Genomic DNA, 20,093 nt, shown 5'->3' with positions numbered 1-20,093 from the left:
GCGCACAACTAGCTGTGTGCGCCTCAAGCATAATTTAATTACTCGAAAATTAGTCTGAAATTCACACGCCTACTTTGGTTAATTCCACTTCCCGCCGCCTGGGTATTTCATGAACCATGAAATCATAAGCCATGTCGGTACTCTTAAAAATAGCCCGAGCTTCCTGAAGCAAATCTTTTAACTCTAAGTTATTTCCAGGAGCATAGCGGGGACTAAAATGGGTCATAATCAGCCGATGTGCCCCAGCGGCTAAAGCTGTTTGGGCTGCCATTGTGCTTGTGGAATGCAATCGCTGAAAAGCCATATCTGCATCTTGATGAGCAAATGTGGCTTCATGAATTAATACATCTGCATCATCAGCTAATTCCACTGCGCCATCACAAAAAATGGTGTCTGTACAATAGGCAATCTTGCGACCAATTTCTGTAGGGCCGCACAATTCGACGCCATTAATCACCCGTCCATCGTTAAGGGTTACTGTTTCACCACGCTTGAGTTGACCATAAATGCGACCAGGAGGAATTTGCAACGCTTTGGCTTTTTCAATATCAAAGCGTCCTGTGCGGTCTTTTTCAGCTACGCGATAGCCGAAAGCTGTAATCCGGTGATGTAAATTACCGCAGCTGACGATGAAGTCATCATCTTCATAAATGACGCCAGGACGGATGGCATGAACTTTAATCGGGTAGGAAAAGTGTGTGTGGGAGTAACGTGAAGCGGTTTGAATATATTCATTTAACCCAGGTGGACCGTAGATGTCAATTCGTTCTACATTGCCAGCTAAGCCGCAAGTAGCAAGAAGTCCCATCAAGCCAAAAATGTGGTCACCGTGCATGTGGGTGATAAAAATTCGGGAGAGTTGACTGATTTTTAGTTCACTCCGCAAAATTTGATGCTGAGTACCTTCGCCACAGTCAAATAACCATAGCTCTCCCCTTTGAGGTAATCTCAGGGCGACGCTGGAAACATTACGCGATCGCGTGGGTACACCGGAACTCGTCCCTAAGAATGTTATCTGCACAGCGTTCTTTAGTCTTCCTCTTACTCAATTTGCAGCTCTATTTTCTATAGTGGCACGGTTGATGAGCAAAATACTCTTTACAGCCAACTTAAGTAAGTCGGCGTTAGCAATTGTTGTTGGGATTAAGCAATACCCATAAGGATTTTATCTTATTTAATTTTCCTTGACATAGTTTAATTTTTTGTACCAGCTTACTTATAGTTGATTTTGCCAATAAGCTAGTCGGGTTTGAAGGGTGCTGATATGAATTAGATGCCGTTCGAGTAAAGTTTTTAGTTCTCGCGCTCTTGTAGTACAATTTTGTTTATAGACTAATGCCTGACGAACTTTATCTTCACTAGAGTTTATCGAGGCAATTTCGATTTGTTTTTCCCAAGCGATCGCCAAAGCTTGGAGGCGATCATAATCTTTTTCAACAATTTGCTTGGCTGTATTTGACTCAGCAATAGCCTCCTGTAAACTTTGAAGATAACAATTCCAGGTGTCTGCTAGCGGCTTAACGTTTTTATCGTCTGGTTGCTGATTTTGTGGATATGAATGTGATTTTACTTGGGTAAAGAAGTGATTTAATTCTACCATATTTTTACCCCAGTTAATAGTTATTTTACTTAAATTAACGACTTTTGAATAAGTTGTAAGTCTTATTGCTCAGTATATAAAGAAGTAATTAGCCAAGTCATTAGCTTTTGTTGATAACTTTATTACAGAATTGAGAATAAAAATTTTGAGTTTTGGGAAGCGAGTTATTTCTATAAAATACACATTCTTAAAATGGGTAAGTAAAATACTTGGTTCATCCGTTAGACAAACCAATTTATTATTTAAATATAGTAAATTTTCTGCTTGTTTGTAATTTTATACTTAACTCAACTGCAAGGCAAAATAGCCTTGATTCACTCAAGTAGACTAAGAGATTTTTTTAGTATATTTAACTGTAAATAACTATATAATTAGCAAATACTTACTATATAAATGATTACGAACAATCATTTATTAGAGTACCAAAACTTAGTTATAGGCCAAGACAATTCACAAATTGTTCCTCTTGAAGAAAATGGTACTCGTTGAAATTTACCTTTGAGTTGTTTTGCTAAATTTCTAAACTGTTGGGTGCCGCGACCTTCTCGAGATGAATTGACACCCAAACCATCATCTATAATACTCAAAGTGTACCAGCCTTCAGATGAAAAGCAAGTGACTTCGAGGCGAGTTACTCCTGTAGCATGTTTCCCAACATTGCACAAAGCTTCTTCAAGAAATCGGCAAAGTCCTTGCTTTTCTTGTATGCTTAAATATCGCTCATCGATGGGTTCAAAAGTACGGATTTTCACTTTAATTGTTCTAAAGCAAGGAAAGTCTCGCGCTAAAGTATGACTGTAAACTTGATAAAGAATTTCGTGCAGAGGATCTTGCAAATTTAATACTAAAGTATTTCCTAAATAAAGACTACTGTCTTGAGTCGGATGTTCTCGTTGTAAAAAATCATAAATTCCTCGAAGTTCGTGGTTGAGTTTATCAAGTTCTTTTTCCAATTCTGGAAGTAATTCTTTAATTGGCAAATCTTCACCTCGAACCATTTTTAAAACTTTAGCAAGGCTTTGCAATGGCCCATTATGGATTGTTTCAAATGTACGTTCAATAACATCTTGCCTAGCTTTAATCCCCGATCGCAAAGCTTTATCGCATTGATATAAAGCAGTGAGTTCTATCCCATTGAGAGTTAAAACAATAATTGTCGGAATTACTGGAACCCACCAACCCCAAGTTAAAAGTAAATAACTGGCGACTACTAAGCTTGAAGTTGTAGTACCAACAATTATCAGATTTGCCAAAGGAGACTTACTCAATCGAGCGATCGCAATTCCTAAAAACCCCCAGGCAAAAATCCACAAATATTCCCATCCATCTGACCAAGTATTTAAAAGTGGTCTGTCATCAAGCACTGCGCTAACAATTTGGCTAACAGCATGTGCTTGGATTTCCACTCCATAAATTGGTCTTTTGATAGGTTGGCTAGATGGAATTGTGGAAGTATTCATCAAGTCTTTATGGCTAGGGTAAGTTATGCCGAGAATCACAATGCGATCGCGTAACCATTCAGAATTAAATTTACTGCTATTAATATCATTTAAAGATATAGTTCTAAATCTTTTTCGACCACTACGAAAATTCAGCAGTACTTGAACTCCGGTTGCATCAGTCTGGACATAGCCTCCAGAGTTAGGAAAAAGTTTTGGTAGCGCCAGATTACCAAAATGGATGGTAGTGCCATCCATACTACTATTTTTAAAGCTAATATCTTGATGAGTTAAATAAATTTCTGCTAAACGTAGAGAGAAAGAAAATTTGTCTCCTTGAGATGTTGGTATTATTAATAAACTTCGTCTGAGTTTACCGTCACCATCTGTAATTTGGTCTGCAAAGCCAATTTGTTCAAAAGACAAATTTGGTGGCGGAGCAATTTGCTTGGGCAATACTTTTTCAATAAAAATTAAATTTTTGATATTTTTAAAAGCTTCTACCAGTTCTGTATGACCGGGATTAACTGGAAAATTTCTATAAATATCAACACCGATAACTCTAGGTTGACAACGATGTAATTTCCACAATAGTGCTGCTAAATCTTGATCTGACATTGGAAAATTTGTCAAGCGATCATCTTGATTAATGCCCACAATTACAATTCGTTCATCTATAGGTTCCTCAGGACGCAGACGTAGAAGACTATCAAAAGCTAGCCACTCTAAAGATTGCATTAAACCACTCAACCGAGCAACTATCACCAATGCAATGATTATAATTCCTGGGAATACACCTACACGCCAAATGCGAATTTCTTCTTTGATTATTTTCCAAAGTCCAGGCTGCATAAGCTTTCCTCCTAGCCTTTAGCTACAAGTAACTATTTAAAGAATTTTAATAAATAATAATTTTTTTTAAATGCTAATAATTATAAAATTAAATATTGGTAAAAACTTAATCAATTAATCCTTCTTCTCTAGCTCTAATTTCCGTTTGAATCCGAATATTTTTTCCTTCATCAGGATAAACATTCAAAGCATCTTGTAGCTTACTCCAATAATGACGTACCATCCGTTCAGATATACACATTTTTTCAGCAATAGTTTTGTCTTGTAATCCTTCTTCAAATGCTAGAGTTAATACTTTGAGCCACTCTGCTTTTAACTCTAATCCCGAATAGATTCCTTTAATATCTTTGGTGTGAGTTAACCCTTGTAGTGCCCAATCAACTCTAGTCAACATTTCTTGGCTAGAAAGACTTTTATCCGCGACTGTAAAACCTCCTTTATGACTATCAATATCAGGTCTAATTCTTACTAATGTTCTCACATGAGCGGTTTGGACAATAATATTCAAGTTGGGATATTGTCTCATGAAAATTCTAAGTAGTTGAACACCTGTGTCAGGTCGCGCTGTAATCCCATAATTTTCTGGAATCGAAAGATCCATAACTACAAGATCTAAGTGTAAACTACTAACTTGATTGAGAGCTTTATTAGCATTGATAGCAGTGATAATTTCAGCACCAGGGTAATGCTTTTGTAAAATGTCTACTGTTCCACTTAAAACTGACTCATGGTCATCAATTACTAAAATTTTCAGCAACGCCTTTTCGGATACTTCTTGTTTCATAATTCATAGCCTGCTGAGAAAGTACACAATTATAAATTCTTACTTATCATCTACATTTGCTAATCATTTATTAACAAAAAGATGAATAAAAATTACCAATAAAAACACCAAGAAATTCTCAAATTACTAGTTGTACTAAAACATTTACCTGAAGTGAGTAATCGAAAACTTTCATAAAGGTAATTTAATTCTGGTAGGCGAGAATGAAGTACAAATGAAGACATATTAGTATAAGTAATTTCTACAATTAGTTTTCCAATACTTTTCTGCTCTTTTAAATTGATATAAATTGATGTTGATGCCATAACTTCTGCTAAAGTTATGGTCAGTAACTCATTTAAAGCTGTTAAAACAATTAAACTACGTTCAGCTGGCTCATGTCGCCAATAAACGGGTAAATCAATTTGAAAGTATAACTGGGGATTGGATACTAACCAAGGTTCTAATAAGTATTCGATGGCTAAGGGAAAACTGTCTTGAAGGGATGCTGGAAATAAGCGATCGCTCAGTTGTACTAAAGAGTGGTGAAAATTGTCAATTTGTTTTAAACATTCTTGAATTTTATTGTCTGATACATTCAGATTATCTACTCTCAACAAATCTAAATTGCGACGTATTGTAAAAGATTCTTGTAACAAATCATCCCGAATTTTCTCTGCTTCCACAAAGAGTTTCATCGACTGTCTAGAAGACCACCATTGCAATGATTGTTGAATTCTCTGATAAGATGTCAGAAACCGCACAAGGGACATAACGTAGACAATTCAAAGTATAATTTGCTTACACAATTTCACGCTCACATAATATTCTTATGTCAGCTATTTTAGTAGCATAATCAAAAATTTATATGCAAMCCACGACATATTTATGCCAAAAAAATGCCAACCCGTACAAAATAATTGCCCAAAAATGCCACAGTAATTTATTAATCCTTTCTCATGTATTATTAATGCATTTCATATCAAATTTATCGATTTTACTAAATTTAAAAAAGACAAAACTCTCTTCCCTGGTTTAAATAGGAAAGAAGGAGTTATGATGGGTAGATACTAGATATTACATTGATAGAGCAGAAATCAGAAATTCTGATTTCTTAGTTTTTACTTATTAAAGGTCAGTAATTAATCTGGCCTTTCTCAGCATAAATTGTAATGCAGTCTCTTCTTGGGAGATAATATTAGCTTTTGCATTCATCCCCGATTGGATATGACACTGAAGACTACCATTGCCAAATTTTAGCATTTCAGGTTGAATTGTTGCTTCAAAATAACCACCAACAGCAGTTGATGTAGCTACGTTGATATTGCCAGCCATAGGTGTAATTACATCCGGAGAAATAGCGCTGACAACAGCTTTGAGAGTGCCATAATCAGGATATGGACAAGCATCAATTCGCAATTGCACTTTTTGACCAACTGCAACCTTTTGAATTTCTGCGGTAGGAATCATTGCTTTAATCACCAAAGCAGCATTTTGAGGAACAATCTCAGCAATAGATTCGCTAACACGCACAACTTGGCCAGGATTTCGTAAATTGAGCTTAAGAATTGTGCCATCACTAGTAGCACGAATAATGCTGTTTTTTAATTGAGTTTCAATTTGCTGAAGTTCTTTTTGATATTGCTTGAGTTGGGTTTGCATTTCCACACGCTGCTGGATTAAAGCTTGTTTTTCTTTATTTAAAGTAGCGATGGTGGCTTCACCTCTAGCAATTTCTTGAGAAATGCGTTCTTCGGCGATCGCAATTCTTGCCATACTGGGATTAACTACAGCTTGGGCTGATTGTAGTTTAGCTTGAGCAATTTGAACAGATATTTTTTCAGATTCAATTGTTAATTTAGTCTGCTCAACAACTAATTTTTTCTGCTCAAATTCACGCCGCCCGATTGCGCCAACTTCTGCTAATTGTTCATAGCGATCGCTATCTATTTTGGCAAAGTCTAAATCGGTTTGAGCTTTTTGTAGATCTGCCTTGGCTTTTTGCAAGCTAGCTACTGAAACTAACAATTCACTTTCAGTAGTTATTTTTCGTTCTTGATACTCTCGTTGGTTACCTGCCAAATCTGCTTTTGCTGAAGAAACAGTTCGTTCTATATATCTTTTTTCAGCTAACACTTGAGTATTTAAAATAGCAACTTGCGAATCAATTTGACTTACTTGTAATCTACTTTGTTCGATATTACCTTGAAGTTGACTTTTTTTGATTTGCAATTGTTGGGTATCCAGGCGAGCAATCGCTTCTCCCTTTTTGACAATTTGATTTTCTTTGACAAAAATGGTTTCAACAGTTCCCTCCATTTCTGGTTGTACTAACTTCGTGTCGCCTATGGGACGAACAGTAGCAGCAGTTTCCACCATAACATTGTATTTAATCCATGAAGAAAGAGCGATCGCAGAACCAATAGTTCCAACCAGAAATACTCCAGCTAAAGATGTCCAAGCACTGATAGGAGGAAGAAACTCATCCTTTTGAAGTGATGGTAGAAACTTTTGATTATGGGTGTACAGCATATTTTTCCTAATAATTGAAAATCGAGCAATTACAATTCCGAACAAGTTTTGTATAATTACTAAATTTGAGAGAAGGAATTTAAATAATTAAACATCATACAAAGTTTTATATTTATGAGGAAACAAGACTTTTCAATAGTTTAAATGCCTCATAAATTTAATTCTGATTTCTTCAAGATATTAAAAAGTCCAGATGCTCTCCTGGTTTTGTTCGCAATTCTTGCAAAGAACCTTGAAGCTTTAATTTGCCACGATCTAGCAATACAATCCAATCAGCCCGATTAACTACTTTCGGACGATGAGTAATTAAAATCGTAGTTTTACCCCAGCGATGCTGAAATAATTTATCTAGAACTTCTGCTTCACTTACTGGATCTAGTCCACCAGTAGATTCATCTAAAATTAGAACTGGCGGATCTGTAACAATGGCTCTTGCTATTGCCAGTCTTTGACGTTGCCCACCAGAAATATTTGCACCAAATTCACCTAAAATAGTTTGATATTTATCAGGTAAATTACTAATAAATTCATCAGCCTCAGCGATTTTACAAGCTCTTACAATTTGCTCAAACGTTACCTGGGGTGCGCCTAAGCGAAAGTTTTCAACAATAGAACGACTCCAAAAATGAGGTTCTTGAGGAACAAGAACTACTTGTTGACGTAGACAATCAAGAGAAAGGTCTTGGAGGTTATAAAGTCCAATACAAATATTCCCAGATTGCAGTGGATATAACCCAGCAATCAATTTTGCTAAAGTACTTTTACCACAACCAGATTTGCCGATAACAGCAATAACTTTTCCACCCGGAATTCTTAAAGAAAAGTTATCTATTAAGTCAAGCCGACCAGCATAGTGAAAGTTGATATTTGTACAAATTATATCAGCATTTTCAGGAATTTCKGCGAAAGGTTTTATCTCATCGCCCTCCGTTTCTGAAGTAGCATCTATAACTTCTGTAAGACGTTGTGTGGCTGTTTTAGCCCGTGTAAATTCCTCAACAAAACTGATTAAAGTAGCAATTAACCCCAGGAAATTACCGTTCATTGAGTTAAAAGCAAGTAGTTGACCAATGCTGAGGTTTTCTGCTGGAGTTATTACTAAATTACCACCGAACCACAGCAATATTACACCACCAATTCCCGCTACCAAGCCAGAGAAAGTATTATTGATAATTCCAATTTGAATCGTGCTAAATGTCACGTTAGCGAGACGACCAAATCTGCTTTGAAATTCATCCCAAAATTGCGGTCTAGATGTGGTAGTTTTGAGTGTGAGAGCGCCTTTAAAAGTTTCTACTAAAACTCCTTGGGTTTCAGCTTCTTGAACTAAAAGTTCACGAGTTTTTTGACGCAAAGTAGGCTGGAATACTATTGTAGATAAACTCATCACTATCGCAATGAATACAGCTACTACTGTAAGTTTCCAGCTATAAAAAACCATCAATCCAAAAGAAATTAAAGCGATAAAAAATTGACTTGGAAGAGTAATAATTAAATTAGCAACTAACTGATTAATCTGGTTAATATCTCTCAGACGGCTAACAATTTCACCGCTACGTCTGGCTTCGTAATAAGAAAGAGGTAATCGTAAAATTTGCCGCCCAAATTCCATAACTAGACCTAATTGCAGACGTTGAGCAAAGTGAGCAATTAAGTTAGACTGTACAAACGAAAGACTCCGAGAAACAACATTCATTACTACTACAGCGATCGCTACAGTAGTCAGTAGTTTTGTATCACCTCGAACTAATACATCATCAGTAAGAATTTGCAGCAGAAAAGGAGAAGCTAAAGATAGCAAACCTAATGTTAAATTCAAAGGCAAAACTTGAGCTAAAATCGTGCGATAAATCCAAACACGTTTGAAAAAACGCCAAAACCCACCAACTTTATCATTCTCTTGGGTAAAAAACCGTATTGGATCGGGTTCTAATAAAAGTATTAACCAATCTGTCCAGCCTTCTGCTATCTCTTTTTGAGAAAGATAACGCACACCTACCGCTGGATCTGCAACTAAACATTTTTTCCCTTTCCTACCATATAAAACAACCCAATGATTTCCTTTCCAGTGAATAATTGCTGGTAGCGGTGCTTCATTCATTCGACTGAGAAGTTCGGACGAAGTTTTCACTGGACGAGCATTAAACCCAAGTGTTTCGGCTCCACGTTTTAAACCTAATAAAGTAGTCCCAAATTGTCCAGTACCCACTGCTTCCCGGATGCGGCTGAGAGTAAAAGTACGTCCGTAATATTTAGCAATAGTAGCAAGACAAGCAGCTCCACAATCTTCTTTACTATGCTGTTTAACAAACTGGTATTTCATCGGTAAATTACTCTAGATAATGATAACTTTTACCGCAGATACATAAGCTATAAGAGATTATTAAAAGTTAAATAATCTTAGTTCTTTAACTTTTAAACGCAGCAAATTAATACTGATTATTTTCAAAATATCAGTCTAATTCAATAGCTTGAAAATTAATAAAAAATGGCTACTTTTTACTGAAGATGTAATAGGTTAAAATTTTAGTTAGAATAGGCTTGATAATGTCAATCATATCAATAAAGTAAAGTAGACTTTATTTGACAATCATTTTTATTCTAAACTTTTATTTTGAAAAGGATAATTTTGAACAAAATATGACCCATATAATTATATTATTATGGATCATATGTTGGATCTTTCGTATCAAGTTATGTTAGAGTGTGCCGATAATCTAATATTATCAATTCTGACCTTTCCACTTACACCTCTAGGAGATTATTTTTAGCGGTGGTTTTCCTTGAAAATATCAAAAATCTGATTAGCATCTAAAGCTAAAAAAGCTAACCCAGCAGTCTTAATATTTGTAGATCTACCATGAGAAGTAGTAACGCTACCATTTGGCCCGGAATAGCTACTTCCACTGAGAATATTTTCGCTAGCTTGATAAAAAGTACCATCTATTTGAAAATCAGTACCACCAGCTACTACTTCTAGTTGTTCATCGGATAAATCTGTAAATAATTCGTCAGACACAGCTGCAAACCTCATAATTTTGATTTGAGAAATTTTAGCTATTAGTTACGTGAGATCACATTCTCATCGGAGATAGGCAAGGTTAATTTTTTATGATTAATGCCATTCATCTCTAATGCTTTTTACTAAACTATTTTGATGGAACTCACGTATTAATTTATTAGATTTTTTAGCTGCTAAACTTAACAGCTGTATCTTTAGAAAATATCAGGAATGTCACAAGCATCCAAGCCTAAAAAAGCTACTCCAGCAGTTTTAATATCTGTAGACTTACCGTTAGACCAAGCGTTACTGCCATTTGGATCCGAACTGCTATCGCCATTGAGAACATTTTCATCTGCTGCAAAAAAAGTTGCATCTAGTTGGAAATTTACACCGCCAGCTACAACTTCTAGTTGTTCGTTCGATAAATCAGCAAACAATACACTAGACATAGTTAGAAATCTCGTAAGTTGGATTGGGAAATTTTAGCTATTAGCTACGTGAGTTTATAATTGAGTGTCGAAAAGTTAATGTTTTTACTTATCAACCTCTTTTTATTAAACTCACGTATTAGCTAATTGTAGTTTTTTAGCTACTCAAATTAATGACTATATCCTTTTGAAATATCAGGAATGTCAGTAGCACCTAAGCCTAAGAAAGCTAGTCCAGCAGTTGTAATATCTGTAGATTTACCGTTGGAGTTAGCGCTGCTACCACTAGGGTCAGAACTGCTACCACCATTGAGAACATTTTCATCTGCGGTAAAAAAAGTTGCATMTAGTTGAAAATCAACACCACCAGTTACAACTTCTAGTTGCTCGTTGGATAAATTTGTAAACAATATACTAGACATAGTTAAAAACCTCGTAAGTTTGATTTAATGAACCTTTAGTATTGACTATGTGAGTTCAAAACGAAAAGTTAGAAGATTGATTTGTTAGAATTAGAGAGAAAATCTCTAATTCCTTTTTAACAAACTATTTTGCTTGAACTCACCTATTAGTTGATTGCTATTTTTTAGCTGCTCGACTTAATGGCTTAATACTTTTGAAAGATCAGGAGTGTCACTAGCATCCAAGCCTAAGAAAGCTAGTCCAGCAGTTGTAATATCTGTAGATTTACCGTTGGAATTAGCGCTGCTACCACTAGGGTCAGAACTGCTACCACCATTGAGAACATTTTCATCTGCTGTGAAAAAAGTTGCATCTATTTGAAAATCAACACCGCCAGCTACAGCTTCTAGTTGTTCGTTTGATAAATCTGTAAACAGTACACTAGACATAGTTAGAAACCTCGTAAGTTTGATTTAATTAAGTTTTAGCTAGCTATTAGTTGATTACCTTTTGATTGGCTGCTCAACTCGCTGCTTGTTTAATACGATATAGGTTAATAACTATGCAAGTCATTTACAATTTATGCAAACTTAATTACCATGCTGAGAAGAACTTGTTGCACAATTAAGCCAGTAGTCTGTCTGAAAAATACATATATATAAAACTTCTATTTCTACACTCTATCTTGAGGGTGATTAGTTATAAAAAGTGCCAGCTTAGCTCATTTATACTCTCCTAATGCCTGTTACATCTTTATTCTTGCTGATAATTTGTTTAAAGTCGCTTGTGTAACTAAAATTACCTCATAAAAGTAAATATCGTGTTACCAATGTCGCAATTTTTGTTACAATACTCGGTGAAATTAGGTTAGCGATCGCTTTATACCGAATTCCTATTTGATTGCGTAAAAAACTCGCCTTCAACTCCAAAAGCCCGACCGTCAGTCTAAACGATCAATTTTCGACTGCACATGATATTACCTGTATATGCCAATATCATTTGAGTTGTAAATTGCTGTAGTTATGTTCAAGCCTCGTTTTGTTCGCTTCTTTCGTCACCTCAATTGGCGGACACTTCAAAAAACTTTCGCCAGGACAATTGAAAGACGACTTTTGGGATTAGCCTCGGAAATTGCTTTTAATGCGATGTTATCGTTGTTTCCAGCGATTCTTGCTCTGCTTACAGCTATTGGCTTATTAGCAGAATCTTTACAAAATACTTTTAAACAACTGGCGGCGCTACTGAGTCAAATTTTACCTGAAGAAGCTTTAGTTCTGATTCGTGATTTTGCCACTACAGAAATTGCCAATTCCAAAAATAGTGGTTTATTTTCTCTAAGCTTTTTATTAGCAATTTGGACTGCTTCAGGCGCGGTGAGTACTGCAATGACAGCCCTCGACCAAATCCATCAAATTCCTCCAGAACAAATACGCCCTTTTTGGAAAGCCAAGCTCGTTTCTCTGGGCTTAACACTGGGTACTATGTTGCTTTTGGTGTTGGCTTCTTTTTTAGTGTTTACCAGCGATTGGCTTTTGGCAATGGTAGCGCGTGAAAATGCTTCTTTAATCTTTTTGTTCGATATTTGGCAGCTGTTACGCTGGCCTTTAGCTTTAAGTATTGTTGCTTACGCTTTTGGCTTTGTCTATCGCTACGGCCCGAGTGTGTGGAACTCAGGTACGCCAATGATGCCTGGAGCAATTTTAGCAGCTGTTTTCTGGGCGATGTTATCTGCTTTATTTCGGCTTTATGTGGCGAACTTTGGGAATTATAATAAAGTATATGGTGCAGTTGGAGCTGTGATAGTTTTAATGCTTTGGCTGTCGATGAGTGCTGCTGTGATGTTAATCGGCGACCAGTTAAACGTAACTGTTGGCGAAGATATGCGTTCAAAAGCACAATCACAATCTGCCGAAAAGTATTAAAAAATATTAATTGATAAATCCCTAAAGAAACTTTTGCAAAAGTTCGATTGGGGAGTAAAATGTCTAACGATTGAATACAAAATTAGCGATCGCTTTCATGCCTGATTCTTCTTTTCGGTCTTCGATGATTGAACCTGATGCCAAAGCACCTACCTTAAAGCGCCTGCGTCAAATCAGTCGGCTGCTGGATAATGCTATTACTATTCCCGGAACCAAAGTTGGTATTGGTATCGATCCAATTATAGGATTACTACCTATTGGTGGTGATTTTTTGGGAGTCATGTTTTCTTGCTACATCATTTTAGAAGCAGCACGGCTGGGTGTATCTAGAGCCGCCTTAGGCAGAATGGTTTTGAATGTAATTATTGATGGTTTAGTAGGCGCTATCCCAGTTGTGGGAGACGTTTTTGATATTGCTTGGACAGCTAACAATTATAATCTGAAACTATTGGAAGAACACTTGAAGTTTCMCAGCCAGCAAAAGAGTGCAGATAAGTGGTTTATCATTGCCGTTTTGGCTGGGTTATTGCTAATTTCTATTGTCTTAGTGGCATTACCTGTGATATTAATTAGAATAGTGTGGAATGCCTTAACTGGTACTTAAATTATCATAATTTAGAATTGAGAATTCAGAATCTGGAAGTCACAATTAAAAAGACCCTGAAACTCAAGCTTAATAATTTGAGTAATATTCAAAAGCTATAGTACCCTTGATTTTATAATACAGCAGATTTAAAGTTAGTGAAGTACACTATCTATGTCTAGTAGCTAGGCAGACAGACGATTATAATTTTGAATTCTGAATACTTACCTGAAATTATTGATTTATTAAGGAATGAAAGACTGGTGGCAAGCTACTTTTCCTAAAGGGCGGCAAAATTTGATTATTAGTGATGCTTATGGGTATCCTGTACAAATTGCTTATGGCGAAGTAGGTAGAGGAAAACCGCTAATTCTCTTACATGGTATGGGCAGTTGGAGCTACAATTGGCGCCATCTGATAGCACCATTATCTAAATATTTTCGGGTCATTTGTTTTGATGCCAAAGGGTTTGGTTTTTCAGAAAAACCATTGTTTCGTAAAGAATATAATGGTCATCAAGTTATTGAATTTAAAAGAATTATTCAAGTATTATGCGATGAACCAGCAGTGATTGTGGCTGAATCTCTGGGAGGATTAATTGCTCTTGCCCTTGCTCAAGAACATCCTCAAGTAATCGGGCGGTTGGTAGTAGTAAACGTACCTATCTTTCCGGAACGTTTACCGCATTGGGCAATGTGGTTACTTGCCCAAACACCTTTAGAAATCATGCAAACAATAGACTCCTTGCGTCTGGCATATCTGTTTGCACCTTTATTGAGAGAAATTATGGCAATAGAAAGACGTGCAGTACTATTCGATCCTTCAATTCTGACACAGGAAGATATTTATTGGATAACTTACCCGTTTATTGAACTACCTGGTACAATCGGCAAAGTTGCCGAAGAATTACAAATAGCAGCGCGGGAAATAGAGAATTGCCAAGCAAATAAGCCAAATATGCTCAATAAAATTCAAAATAATTTAAGTCAGATTCAGTGTCCTACATTAATTTTGTGGGGAGAGCAAGATAGTTGGTTTCCTGCTAGTCATGGTGAAAAATTACATCAACAGATTCCAAATTCTAAATTCCAAATGTTGTCTAACTGCTATCATGATGCCTCAACTGGTGCTTCTGGGGAAATGAATACAGCAATTCTAGAATTTTTGCAAGACACTGGCTTTGACTAAATAAAAACAATTTATACTGAATATTGACTTCTGAGTTCTAAATTCTTATATCATGTTCGGCTAATCACTTATGATATATTTAAAGCGAGTACAACCAAGTGAAACCAACCAATCACTTGGTCTTGTATAATTGCTTGGTTTCGTATCCTACGCGTTCTCCGTTCGCGTAGCATTTATCCGAACATAATATTATTCATAAAAAGAGAGTGGGAGGAAGCATATCAGTCAGCTTTCAAACTCCCACTCTACCATTTGCTACTGAAGTGAACAGGAATGTATACAGACGTTGCTAGTGATTTGGGGGCTAATGCGTACTTCAACAACAATGCCCATATACATTTAAGATTCCTGTTATAGCAAATGTTAAACCTAATTATTGATGTTTATCTACTGTAAAAATTATCTTCAAATAATTTAATATAGATGCTCGATTTGGGATGTCAATCAATTAGTAGATAGTATTTTTAGAAAAAGATTTCCTTGCTTGGTAGTCCCTGATAACAACACCCTTGAAGTCATTTATCTTCTATAATTTAGCTTGGTTCATCCGAATATGGTTGCCATTTTGGCAGATTTTTAACTTTTTAAAAGCGGCTAAATCTCCATCTGCCAATCATAAAAAATAAGATTCCTGACTTCTTAGAGAAATCAGGAATCCTGGTCACCTTAATTAGCAAAAAGTATTAATTTAACAAGTTTTTACTTTACAGTATTATTAATACTGGCGTAAAATTGCAGATAATGAGCTATCTTTACGAAGATCCATCAAGTCTGCTAAAGATTCCGGGCGTGTATCCAGGTGGTGCTTGTGTTCTGGTGGTAGAACCGTCACCAAATGCTTTGTTTTAGGTTGTATCTGCATCATCGGTATTAGTTGTCGCTGGGGCACAAAAATTGGCTGGTTTTTGGGAAGCCGTGGTTCCAATCTTGTGTAGCGGGCTTCTGCCAGGCGTGCATGATAGTGACTAACCTGTTTTGGAACTGGGACTTTTTGCGGTTGCTTTGTCCGGTTGAGCATTCGGAAAATGACCAAGCAACCACTACCACAGCTGAGGGCGATCGCAACCACCATCCATAAAGGTGTAGGATTATTATTCTCAGAGGGCGTATTGATTGGTTGTTCAACGATAACTGGAATTTGCTCTGGTTCTTCTTGTGTTACTTGCCCAGCATTACCTAAGCTATACAAGGCAAAAGTACCACCTCCGATAAACATAGCTAAAGACCCAGTTAACAATAGCCAAGGATGATGTGCAACCAAATATATCAGACCATTTGAGCTTTTTGTTAATCTTGATTTTCTCTTTGTCAGCTCTGGAGTGGCCCCTATTAGTTGGGTTGGCTCGTGCTGTACACTCTGACTTTTTTTCATGATTACTTTCAGATTTGTACCCCTCTAGTCAATAAATTGTACTGGAGGAGTCAAGCATCAGGTATCCGTAACAAAAGTTCAGATTCAAGTAACTTTTTTGTAAAACAAAGACGACTAAATTGGGCTAACTTTTGCCGAAATTCTGTATTTCTTGTTACTTTCTGCTATATTTATCTGGAAATCACTTCCCTGATTGTCTAGCGATGGCAAATTGAACTAATTGATCAACTAATTCAGGAAAGGAAACTCCACTATGCTCCCAAAGTTGGGGATACATACTAGTTGCAGTAAAGCCTGGTAAGGTGTTGATTTCGTTAATCAAAACTTCTTTTGTGGCTTCCACGTAGAAAAAATCTACCCTTGCTAAGCCTGCGGCATCAACAGCGGCAAAAGCTTGCAAAGCCATGTCCTGAATTTGACGGACAATTGCATCTGGAATGCGTGCGGGTATCAGTAAATCTGCTTTCCCTTCAGTATATTTGGTTTCATAATCATAAAAATCACTGTCATAACTAATCTCTCCAACGACAGAGGCCTGAGGGTGGTCATTACCTAAAACGGCACACTCTACTTCTCTGGCGACGACCCCAGCTTCTACAATTAGGCGGCGATCATAACTGGCGGCATTATCTAAAGCAGCTTCTAATTCTGGGCGCGATCGCACTTTGGCAATGCCCACTGATGAACCTAAATTAGCAGGCTTGACAAAAGCAGGATAACCTAATGTTGCTTCAATTTCATCGCATAGTTTCGGAAATACACAAGGATTAGACCACACTTGCGCTCTAGTTAAGGCCTTGTATTTCACCTGCGGAAGTCCCGCTTGCTCAAAGGCCATTTTCATCGCGATTTTATCCATCCCCATTGCCGAACCTAACACCCCAGAACCGACAAAAGGCACTTGCATCAAAGTGAGTAACCCTTGAATTGTCCCATCTTCACCGTTGGGACCGTGGAGAATCGGAAACCAAACATCGACTTGGGCAACTTGAGAGGGAGATTGCCATTGGCTGAGGATTTGGGTTTGAGGGTTAGATGTCAGTTGTCCGTCAGATGTTGATTCTTGGGCTTCCAGTAGTGGGATGCCGCTTTCTAAAACCTTTTGGGGTGCTTCCCCGGCTAGCCAACGTCCATCTTTTTGGATGTAAAAAGGCAATATTTCGTACTTACTAGCATTTTGCTCTGCACTTAAGGCTTTAGCGATCGCCCGTGCTGAGTTGATTGAAACTTCATGCTCTCCCGAACGACCGCCAAACAATAACCCCACGCGCAGCTTAGTCATTTTCAGTACCTCGAAACTCCTCAAGCAGATAGCGTATCACAACCTACAAAAGTTGCTATATTTTTTCATATTATTGTCTGTCTTGACCACCATAACAGAAGATATACAGCAGATTTCAAGCAAAATGAAGTACACAAGCTCAGTTTGGTAGCAAGCAGAAAGCTTGTTTACTCCTGAATTTTGACGCCTTAGCTAGCTTTCTTTGCTTTGCTCTTGAATACACTTAGTACACATGACCACAAATAAAATGCATCAATGTCAAAAAAGCAACATCTCTTAAACAAAAAACTTGGTTGGTCTTTGGATGAGCGAGATCCAAAGTTCATCAAATCTCTGATGCCCCTCGCGGGCTTTTTATATGACTACTATTTCCGAGTTCAAACTAGTGGCTGGGAGAATATTCGACCTGAAGAAAATGTCTTGTTTGTCGGTTCGCACAATGGAGGACTCGCGGCGCCAGATATGACGATGATGATGTACGACTGGTTCCGACGCTTTGGTGTAGAGCGGCCCGTTTATGGTTTGATGCATCCGAAGGCGTGGCAGGTTAGCCCGCCACTAGCGCAACTAGTTGCCAAGGCTGGAGCAATCATTGCTCATCCGAAAATGGCTGCCGGTGCTTTGCGCTCTGGAGCTAGTGTGCTAGTTTACCCAGGCGGAGCCGAAGATGTCTTCCGGCCGCATTATTTGCGTAACAAAATTTATTTTGTGGGACGCAAAGGATTTATCAAATTAGCGTTGCGAGAAAATGTACCAATTGTACCTGTGATTTCTTGGGGTGCCCACGATACGTTAATTATATTGACTGATTGGTATAAAATTGTGCGCCAACTCCATGAGTGGGGTATGCCTTGGCTGTTGGGAATTGATCCAGAGGTTTTTCCCATTTATCTCGGACTGCCTTGGGGATTAGCGTTTGGCCCCTTGCCCAACATTCCTTTACCTGTGAGCTTGTACACGCGGGTTTGTCCTCCAATTGTATTTGAACGCTATGGTCGGCAAGCAGCTAGCGATCGCCACTATGTTAATCAATGTTATGAATTAGTTGTTAGTCAGATGCAGCAAGAATTAGACAATCTAATAAAGCTCTCTACTAAGTCATAGGCTAATACGCTGGCGTCAAGCCCAAAAAATAAATTGCGTAGCTTGGGGAGCCACTTTAGTTGGATGAAGCTTCCCGGCTCGTTGAGTGGCGTTTGATAAACCAAATCCAAGATTTTCGGGATTTGTTGGCTGATCACACAGTACCCATATTGACTGCTAACTCTGATAAACTCCCCAGACTGGATTCGAACCAGTGACCAATCGATTAACAGTCGATCGCTCTACCACTGAGCTACTGAGGAACGCTCACATTTTCTAATCTTAAACCTAAACGATAGGATTTGGCAAGTACTTTATAATATTTTTTCTGAGATCAAATTCGTGAGATATTAAGGTTTTTAGAATTTAAGCATCGTACATAATTTTTAGCAGTGTGTACCTGGGAAGATTGGTCATATCTGCGTTGCTTATGAGAGTATAATATTCAGCAATACTCTCACTGTCTAACTTTTGGTAACAATGGAGGTTAGCGGACTCGAACCGCTGACATCCTGCTTGCAAAGCAGGCGCTCTACCAACTGAGCTAAACCCCCGTAAAATTAAAATGGCAGGCAAAGCCTACTTGCCGTTGTTATTGTAACTCAATATTGTTCAATTACTAAAGGGATGAAGCCAGAAAATATCGAGGTTGTTGCAACACTGTATAAATTCGTCAAGCTGCCAGATTTTGCCGAAAAACGAGAACCTCTGCTATCTTACTGCCAAACGCAACGTGTCAAGGGAACAATTTTACTAGCAGAAGAAGGAATTAATGGTACAATTGCAGGCTCGCGTCAGGCGATTGATTCTGTTCTCTGGTTTTTGCGTTCTGACGTTCGTCTAGCTGACCTAGAACACAAAGAATCTTATACCCAAACTCCACCGTTTGAGCGGATGAAGGTGCGGTTGAAGTCAGAAATTGTCACTTTAGGATTGCCAGAAATTGACCCAAATCAACGAGTTGGTACTTATGTGACTCCCCAGGAATGGAATGATTTAATTTCTGACCCAGAAGTAACCGTGATTGACACCCGCAATGATTATGAAGTGAATATCGGTACTTTTCAAAGAGCAGAAAATCCGCAAACTGGCTCATTCCGGGAATTCCCTGATTATGTGCGCCATCACCTTGACCCAACAAAACATAAAAAAGTTGCTCTGTTTTGTACGGGTGGCATTCGCTGTGAAAAAGCCTCATCCTTTATGCTTGCCCAAGGCTTTGCAGAAGTCTATCATCTCAAAGGCGGCATTCTCAAATATTTGGAGGAAATTCCAGCCCAAGAAAGTTTATGGGAAGGGGAATGTTTTGTTTTTGACGAACGGGTAGCCGTCAGTCATGGGTTGGAAGAAGGAAGCTATGAGTTATGCCTAGGTTGTGGGCGTCCAATTTCTGAGGAAAATAAAGTTTCTCCCCAGTATGAGGAAGGTATCTCCTGTGCTTATTGTTTTGATAGCCTCACTGATGAAAAAAGAGCGCGTCAACTGGAAAAATGGCGACACTACCAAACCCAAGTTACAAACAAAAATAAGGATGTTAAAGAACTTCAATAAATAAATTATCCCGTTTGAAGTTGATGACTGATGACTGTTGACTGTAGGATTTTTTTATTTGTCAGTCTCTTAGCTAACGGGACTTAGATAAC

The 20,093-nt window shown here is 37.7% G+C and carries 18 protein-coding genes and 2 tRNA genes; 5 read left to right on the top strand and 15 right to left on the bottom strand.

The window, feature by feature from the left end; translation table 11 throughout:
* Positions 1-61 precede the first annotated feature (61 nt).
* From FCR06_RS06805 to FCR06_RS06755, 11 genes are all read right to left on the bottom strand, one after another.
* Positions 62-1,021, bottom strand: coding sequence for a ribonuclease Z (locus tag FCR06_RS06805; RefSeq protein WP_138498071.1), 960 nt, complete (start codon positions 1,019-1,021; stop codon positions 62-64).
* Positions 1,022-1,216: 195 nt separating this feature from the next.
* The gene (locus tag FCR06_RS06800) at positions 1,217-1,600 is read right to left on the bottom strand and encodes a PspA/IM30 family protein (RefSeq protein ID WP_138498070.1); all 384 of its coding nucleotides are present in this window, start codon (positions 1,598-1,600) and stop codon (positions 1,217-1,219) included.
* 407 nt (positions 1,601-2,007) lie between these two features.
* Positions 2,008-3,891 carry a CHASE2 domain-containing protein gene (locus FCR06_RS06795; RefSeq protein WP_138498069.1) on the bottom strand — a complete coding sequence of 628 codons (1,884 nt, stop codon included), beginning with the start codon at positions 3,889-3,891 and terminating at the stop codon, positions 2,008-2,010.
* Positions 3,892-3,997: 106 nt separating this feature from the next.
* A complete protein-coding gene (locus FCR06_RS06790; protein WP_138498068.1) occupies positions 3,998-4,675 on the bottom strand; it encodes a response regulator transcription factor in 678 nt (225 codons plus the stop codon).
* Between the two features lie 92 nt (positions 4,676-4,767).
* Positions 4,768-5,427, bottom strand: a complete 660-nt coding sequence (locus tag FCR06_RS06785; RefSeq protein WP_138498067.1) for a hypothetical protein — start codon at positions 5,425-5,427, stop codon at positions 4,768-4,770.
* Positions 5,428-5,782: 355 nt separating this feature from the next.
* The gene (locus FCR06_RS06780) at positions 5,783-7,186 is read right to left on the bottom strand and encodes an HlyD family secretion protein (RefSeq protein ID WP_138498066.1); all 1,404 of its coding nucleotides are present in this window, start codon (positions 7,184-7,186) and stop codon (positions 5,783-5,785) included.
* Positions 7,187-7,358: 172 nt separating this feature from the next.
* Complete coding sequence (locus FCR06_RS06775; protein WP_138498065.1) at positions 7,359-9,509, bottom strand: peptidase domain-containing ABC transporter; 2,151 nt, start codon at positions 9,507-9,509, stop codon at positions 7,359-7,361.
* 444 nt (positions 9,510-9,953) lie between these two features.
* Entirely contained in the window at positions 9,954-10,205 is a 252-nt protein-coding gene (locus tag FCR06_RS06770; protein WP_138498064.1) for a CTB family bacteriocin, read from the bottom strand.
* 197 nt (positions 10,206-10,402) lie between these two features.
* Positions 10,403-10,639, bottom strand: coding sequence for a CTB family bacteriocin (locus FCR06_RS06765; protein ID WP_138498063.1), 237 nt, complete (start codon positions 10,637-10,639; stop codon positions 10,403-10,405).
* A gap of 149 nt (positions 10,640-10,788) precedes the next feature.
* Positions 10,789-11,040 (bottom strand): CTB family bacteriocin, encoded by a 252-nt coding sequence (locus FCR06_RS06760; protein WP_138498062.1) that lies wholly within the window; start codon positions 11,038-11,040, stop codon positions 10,789-10,791.
* A 177-nt stretch (positions 11,041-11,217) separates the two neighbouring features.
* Positions 11,218-11,469, bottom strand: a complete 252-nt coding sequence (locus FCR06_RS06755) for a CTB family bacteriocin (RefSeq protein WP_138498061.1) — start codon at positions 11,467-11,469, stop codon at positions 11,218-11,220.
* Between the two features lie 573 nt (positions 11,470-12,042).
* Between FCR06_RS06755 and FCR06_RS06750 the strand changes: the two genes are divergently transcribed.
* The 3 genes from FCR06_RS06750 to FCR06_RS06740 all read left to right on the top strand — a co-directional run bounded on the left by FCR06_RS06750 (position 12,043) and on the right by FCR06_RS06740 (position 14,713).
* A complete protein-coding gene (locus tag FCR06_RS06750; protein ID WP_138498060.1) occupies positions 12,043-12,942 on the top strand; it encodes a YihY/virulence factor BrkB family protein in 900 nt (299 codons plus the stop codon).
* Between the two features lie 97 nt (positions 12,943-13,039).
* The gene (locus FCR06_RS06745) at positions 13,040-13,546 is read left to right on the top strand and encodes a DUF4112 domain-containing protein (RefSeq protein ID WP_138498110.1); all 507 of its coding nucleotides are present in this window, start codon (positions 13,040-13,042) and stop codon (positions 13,544-13,546) included.
* Positions 13,547-13,777: 231 nt separating this feature from the next.
* Positions 13,778-14,713, top strand: a complete 936-nt coding sequence (locus FCR06_RS06740; RefSeq protein WP_138498059.1) for an alpha/beta fold hydrolase — start codon at positions 13,778-13,780, stop codon at positions 14,711-14,713.
* Positions 14,714-15,428: 715 nt separating this feature from the next.
* Here the strand turns inward: FCR06_RS06740 and FCR06_RS06735 are convergent.
* Positions 15,429-16,085, bottom strand: a complete 657-nt coding sequence (locus FCR06_RS06735; protein ID WP_223280052.1) for a hypothetical protein — start codon at positions 16,083-16,085, stop codon at positions 15,429-15,431.
* 181 nt (positions 16,086-16,266) lie between these two features.
* On the bottom strand, positions 16,267-17,367 hold the full coding sequence (locus FCR06_RS06730) for a D-alanine--D-alanine ligase family protein (RefSeq protein ID WP_138498058.1): 1,101 nt from the start codon (positions 17,365-17,367) through the stop codon (positions 16,267-16,269).
* Positions 17,368-17,622: 255 nt separating this feature from the next.
* On the opposite strand from FCR06_RS06730, the gene FCR06_RS06725 reads away from it, so the two are divergent.
* On the top strand, positions 17,623-18,471 hold the full coding sequence (locus tag FCR06_RS06725; protein WP_138498057.1) for a lysophospholipid acyltransferase family protein: 849 nt from the start codon (positions 17,623-17,625) through the stop codon (positions 18,469-18,471).
* 170 nt (positions 18,472-18,641) lie between these two features.
* Here the strand turns inward: FCR06_RS06725 and FCR06_RS06720 are convergent.
* Both FCR06_RS06720 and FCR06_RS06715 read right to left on the bottom strand, forming a co-directional pair.
* Positions 18,642-18,713 (bottom strand) — tRNA-Asn (locus FCR06_RS06720).
* Between the two features lie 218 nt (positions 18,714-18,931).
* Positions 18,932-19,004, bottom strand: a tRNA-Ala gene (locus FCR06_RS06715).
* Between the two features lie 73 nt (positions 19,005-19,077).
* Here FCR06_RS06715 and FCR06_RS06710 point away from each other — a divergent pair.
* The gene (locus FCR06_RS06710) at positions 19,078-20,001 is read left to right on the top strand and encodes a rhodanese-related sulfurtransferase (RefSeq protein WP_138498056.1); all 924 of its coding nucleotides are present in this window, start codon (positions 19,078-19,080) and stop codon (positions 19,999-20,001) included.
* Positions 20,002-20,093: the final 92 nt, after the last annotated feature.

It is taken from the genome of Nostoc sp. PA-18-2419, from assembly GCF_005869855.1.
Classification (GTDB): Bacteria; Cyanobacteriota; Cyanobacteriia; order Cyanobacteriales; family Nostocaceae; genus Nostoc.
This window is presented reverse-complemented; position numbering and strand designations above follow the sequence as displayed.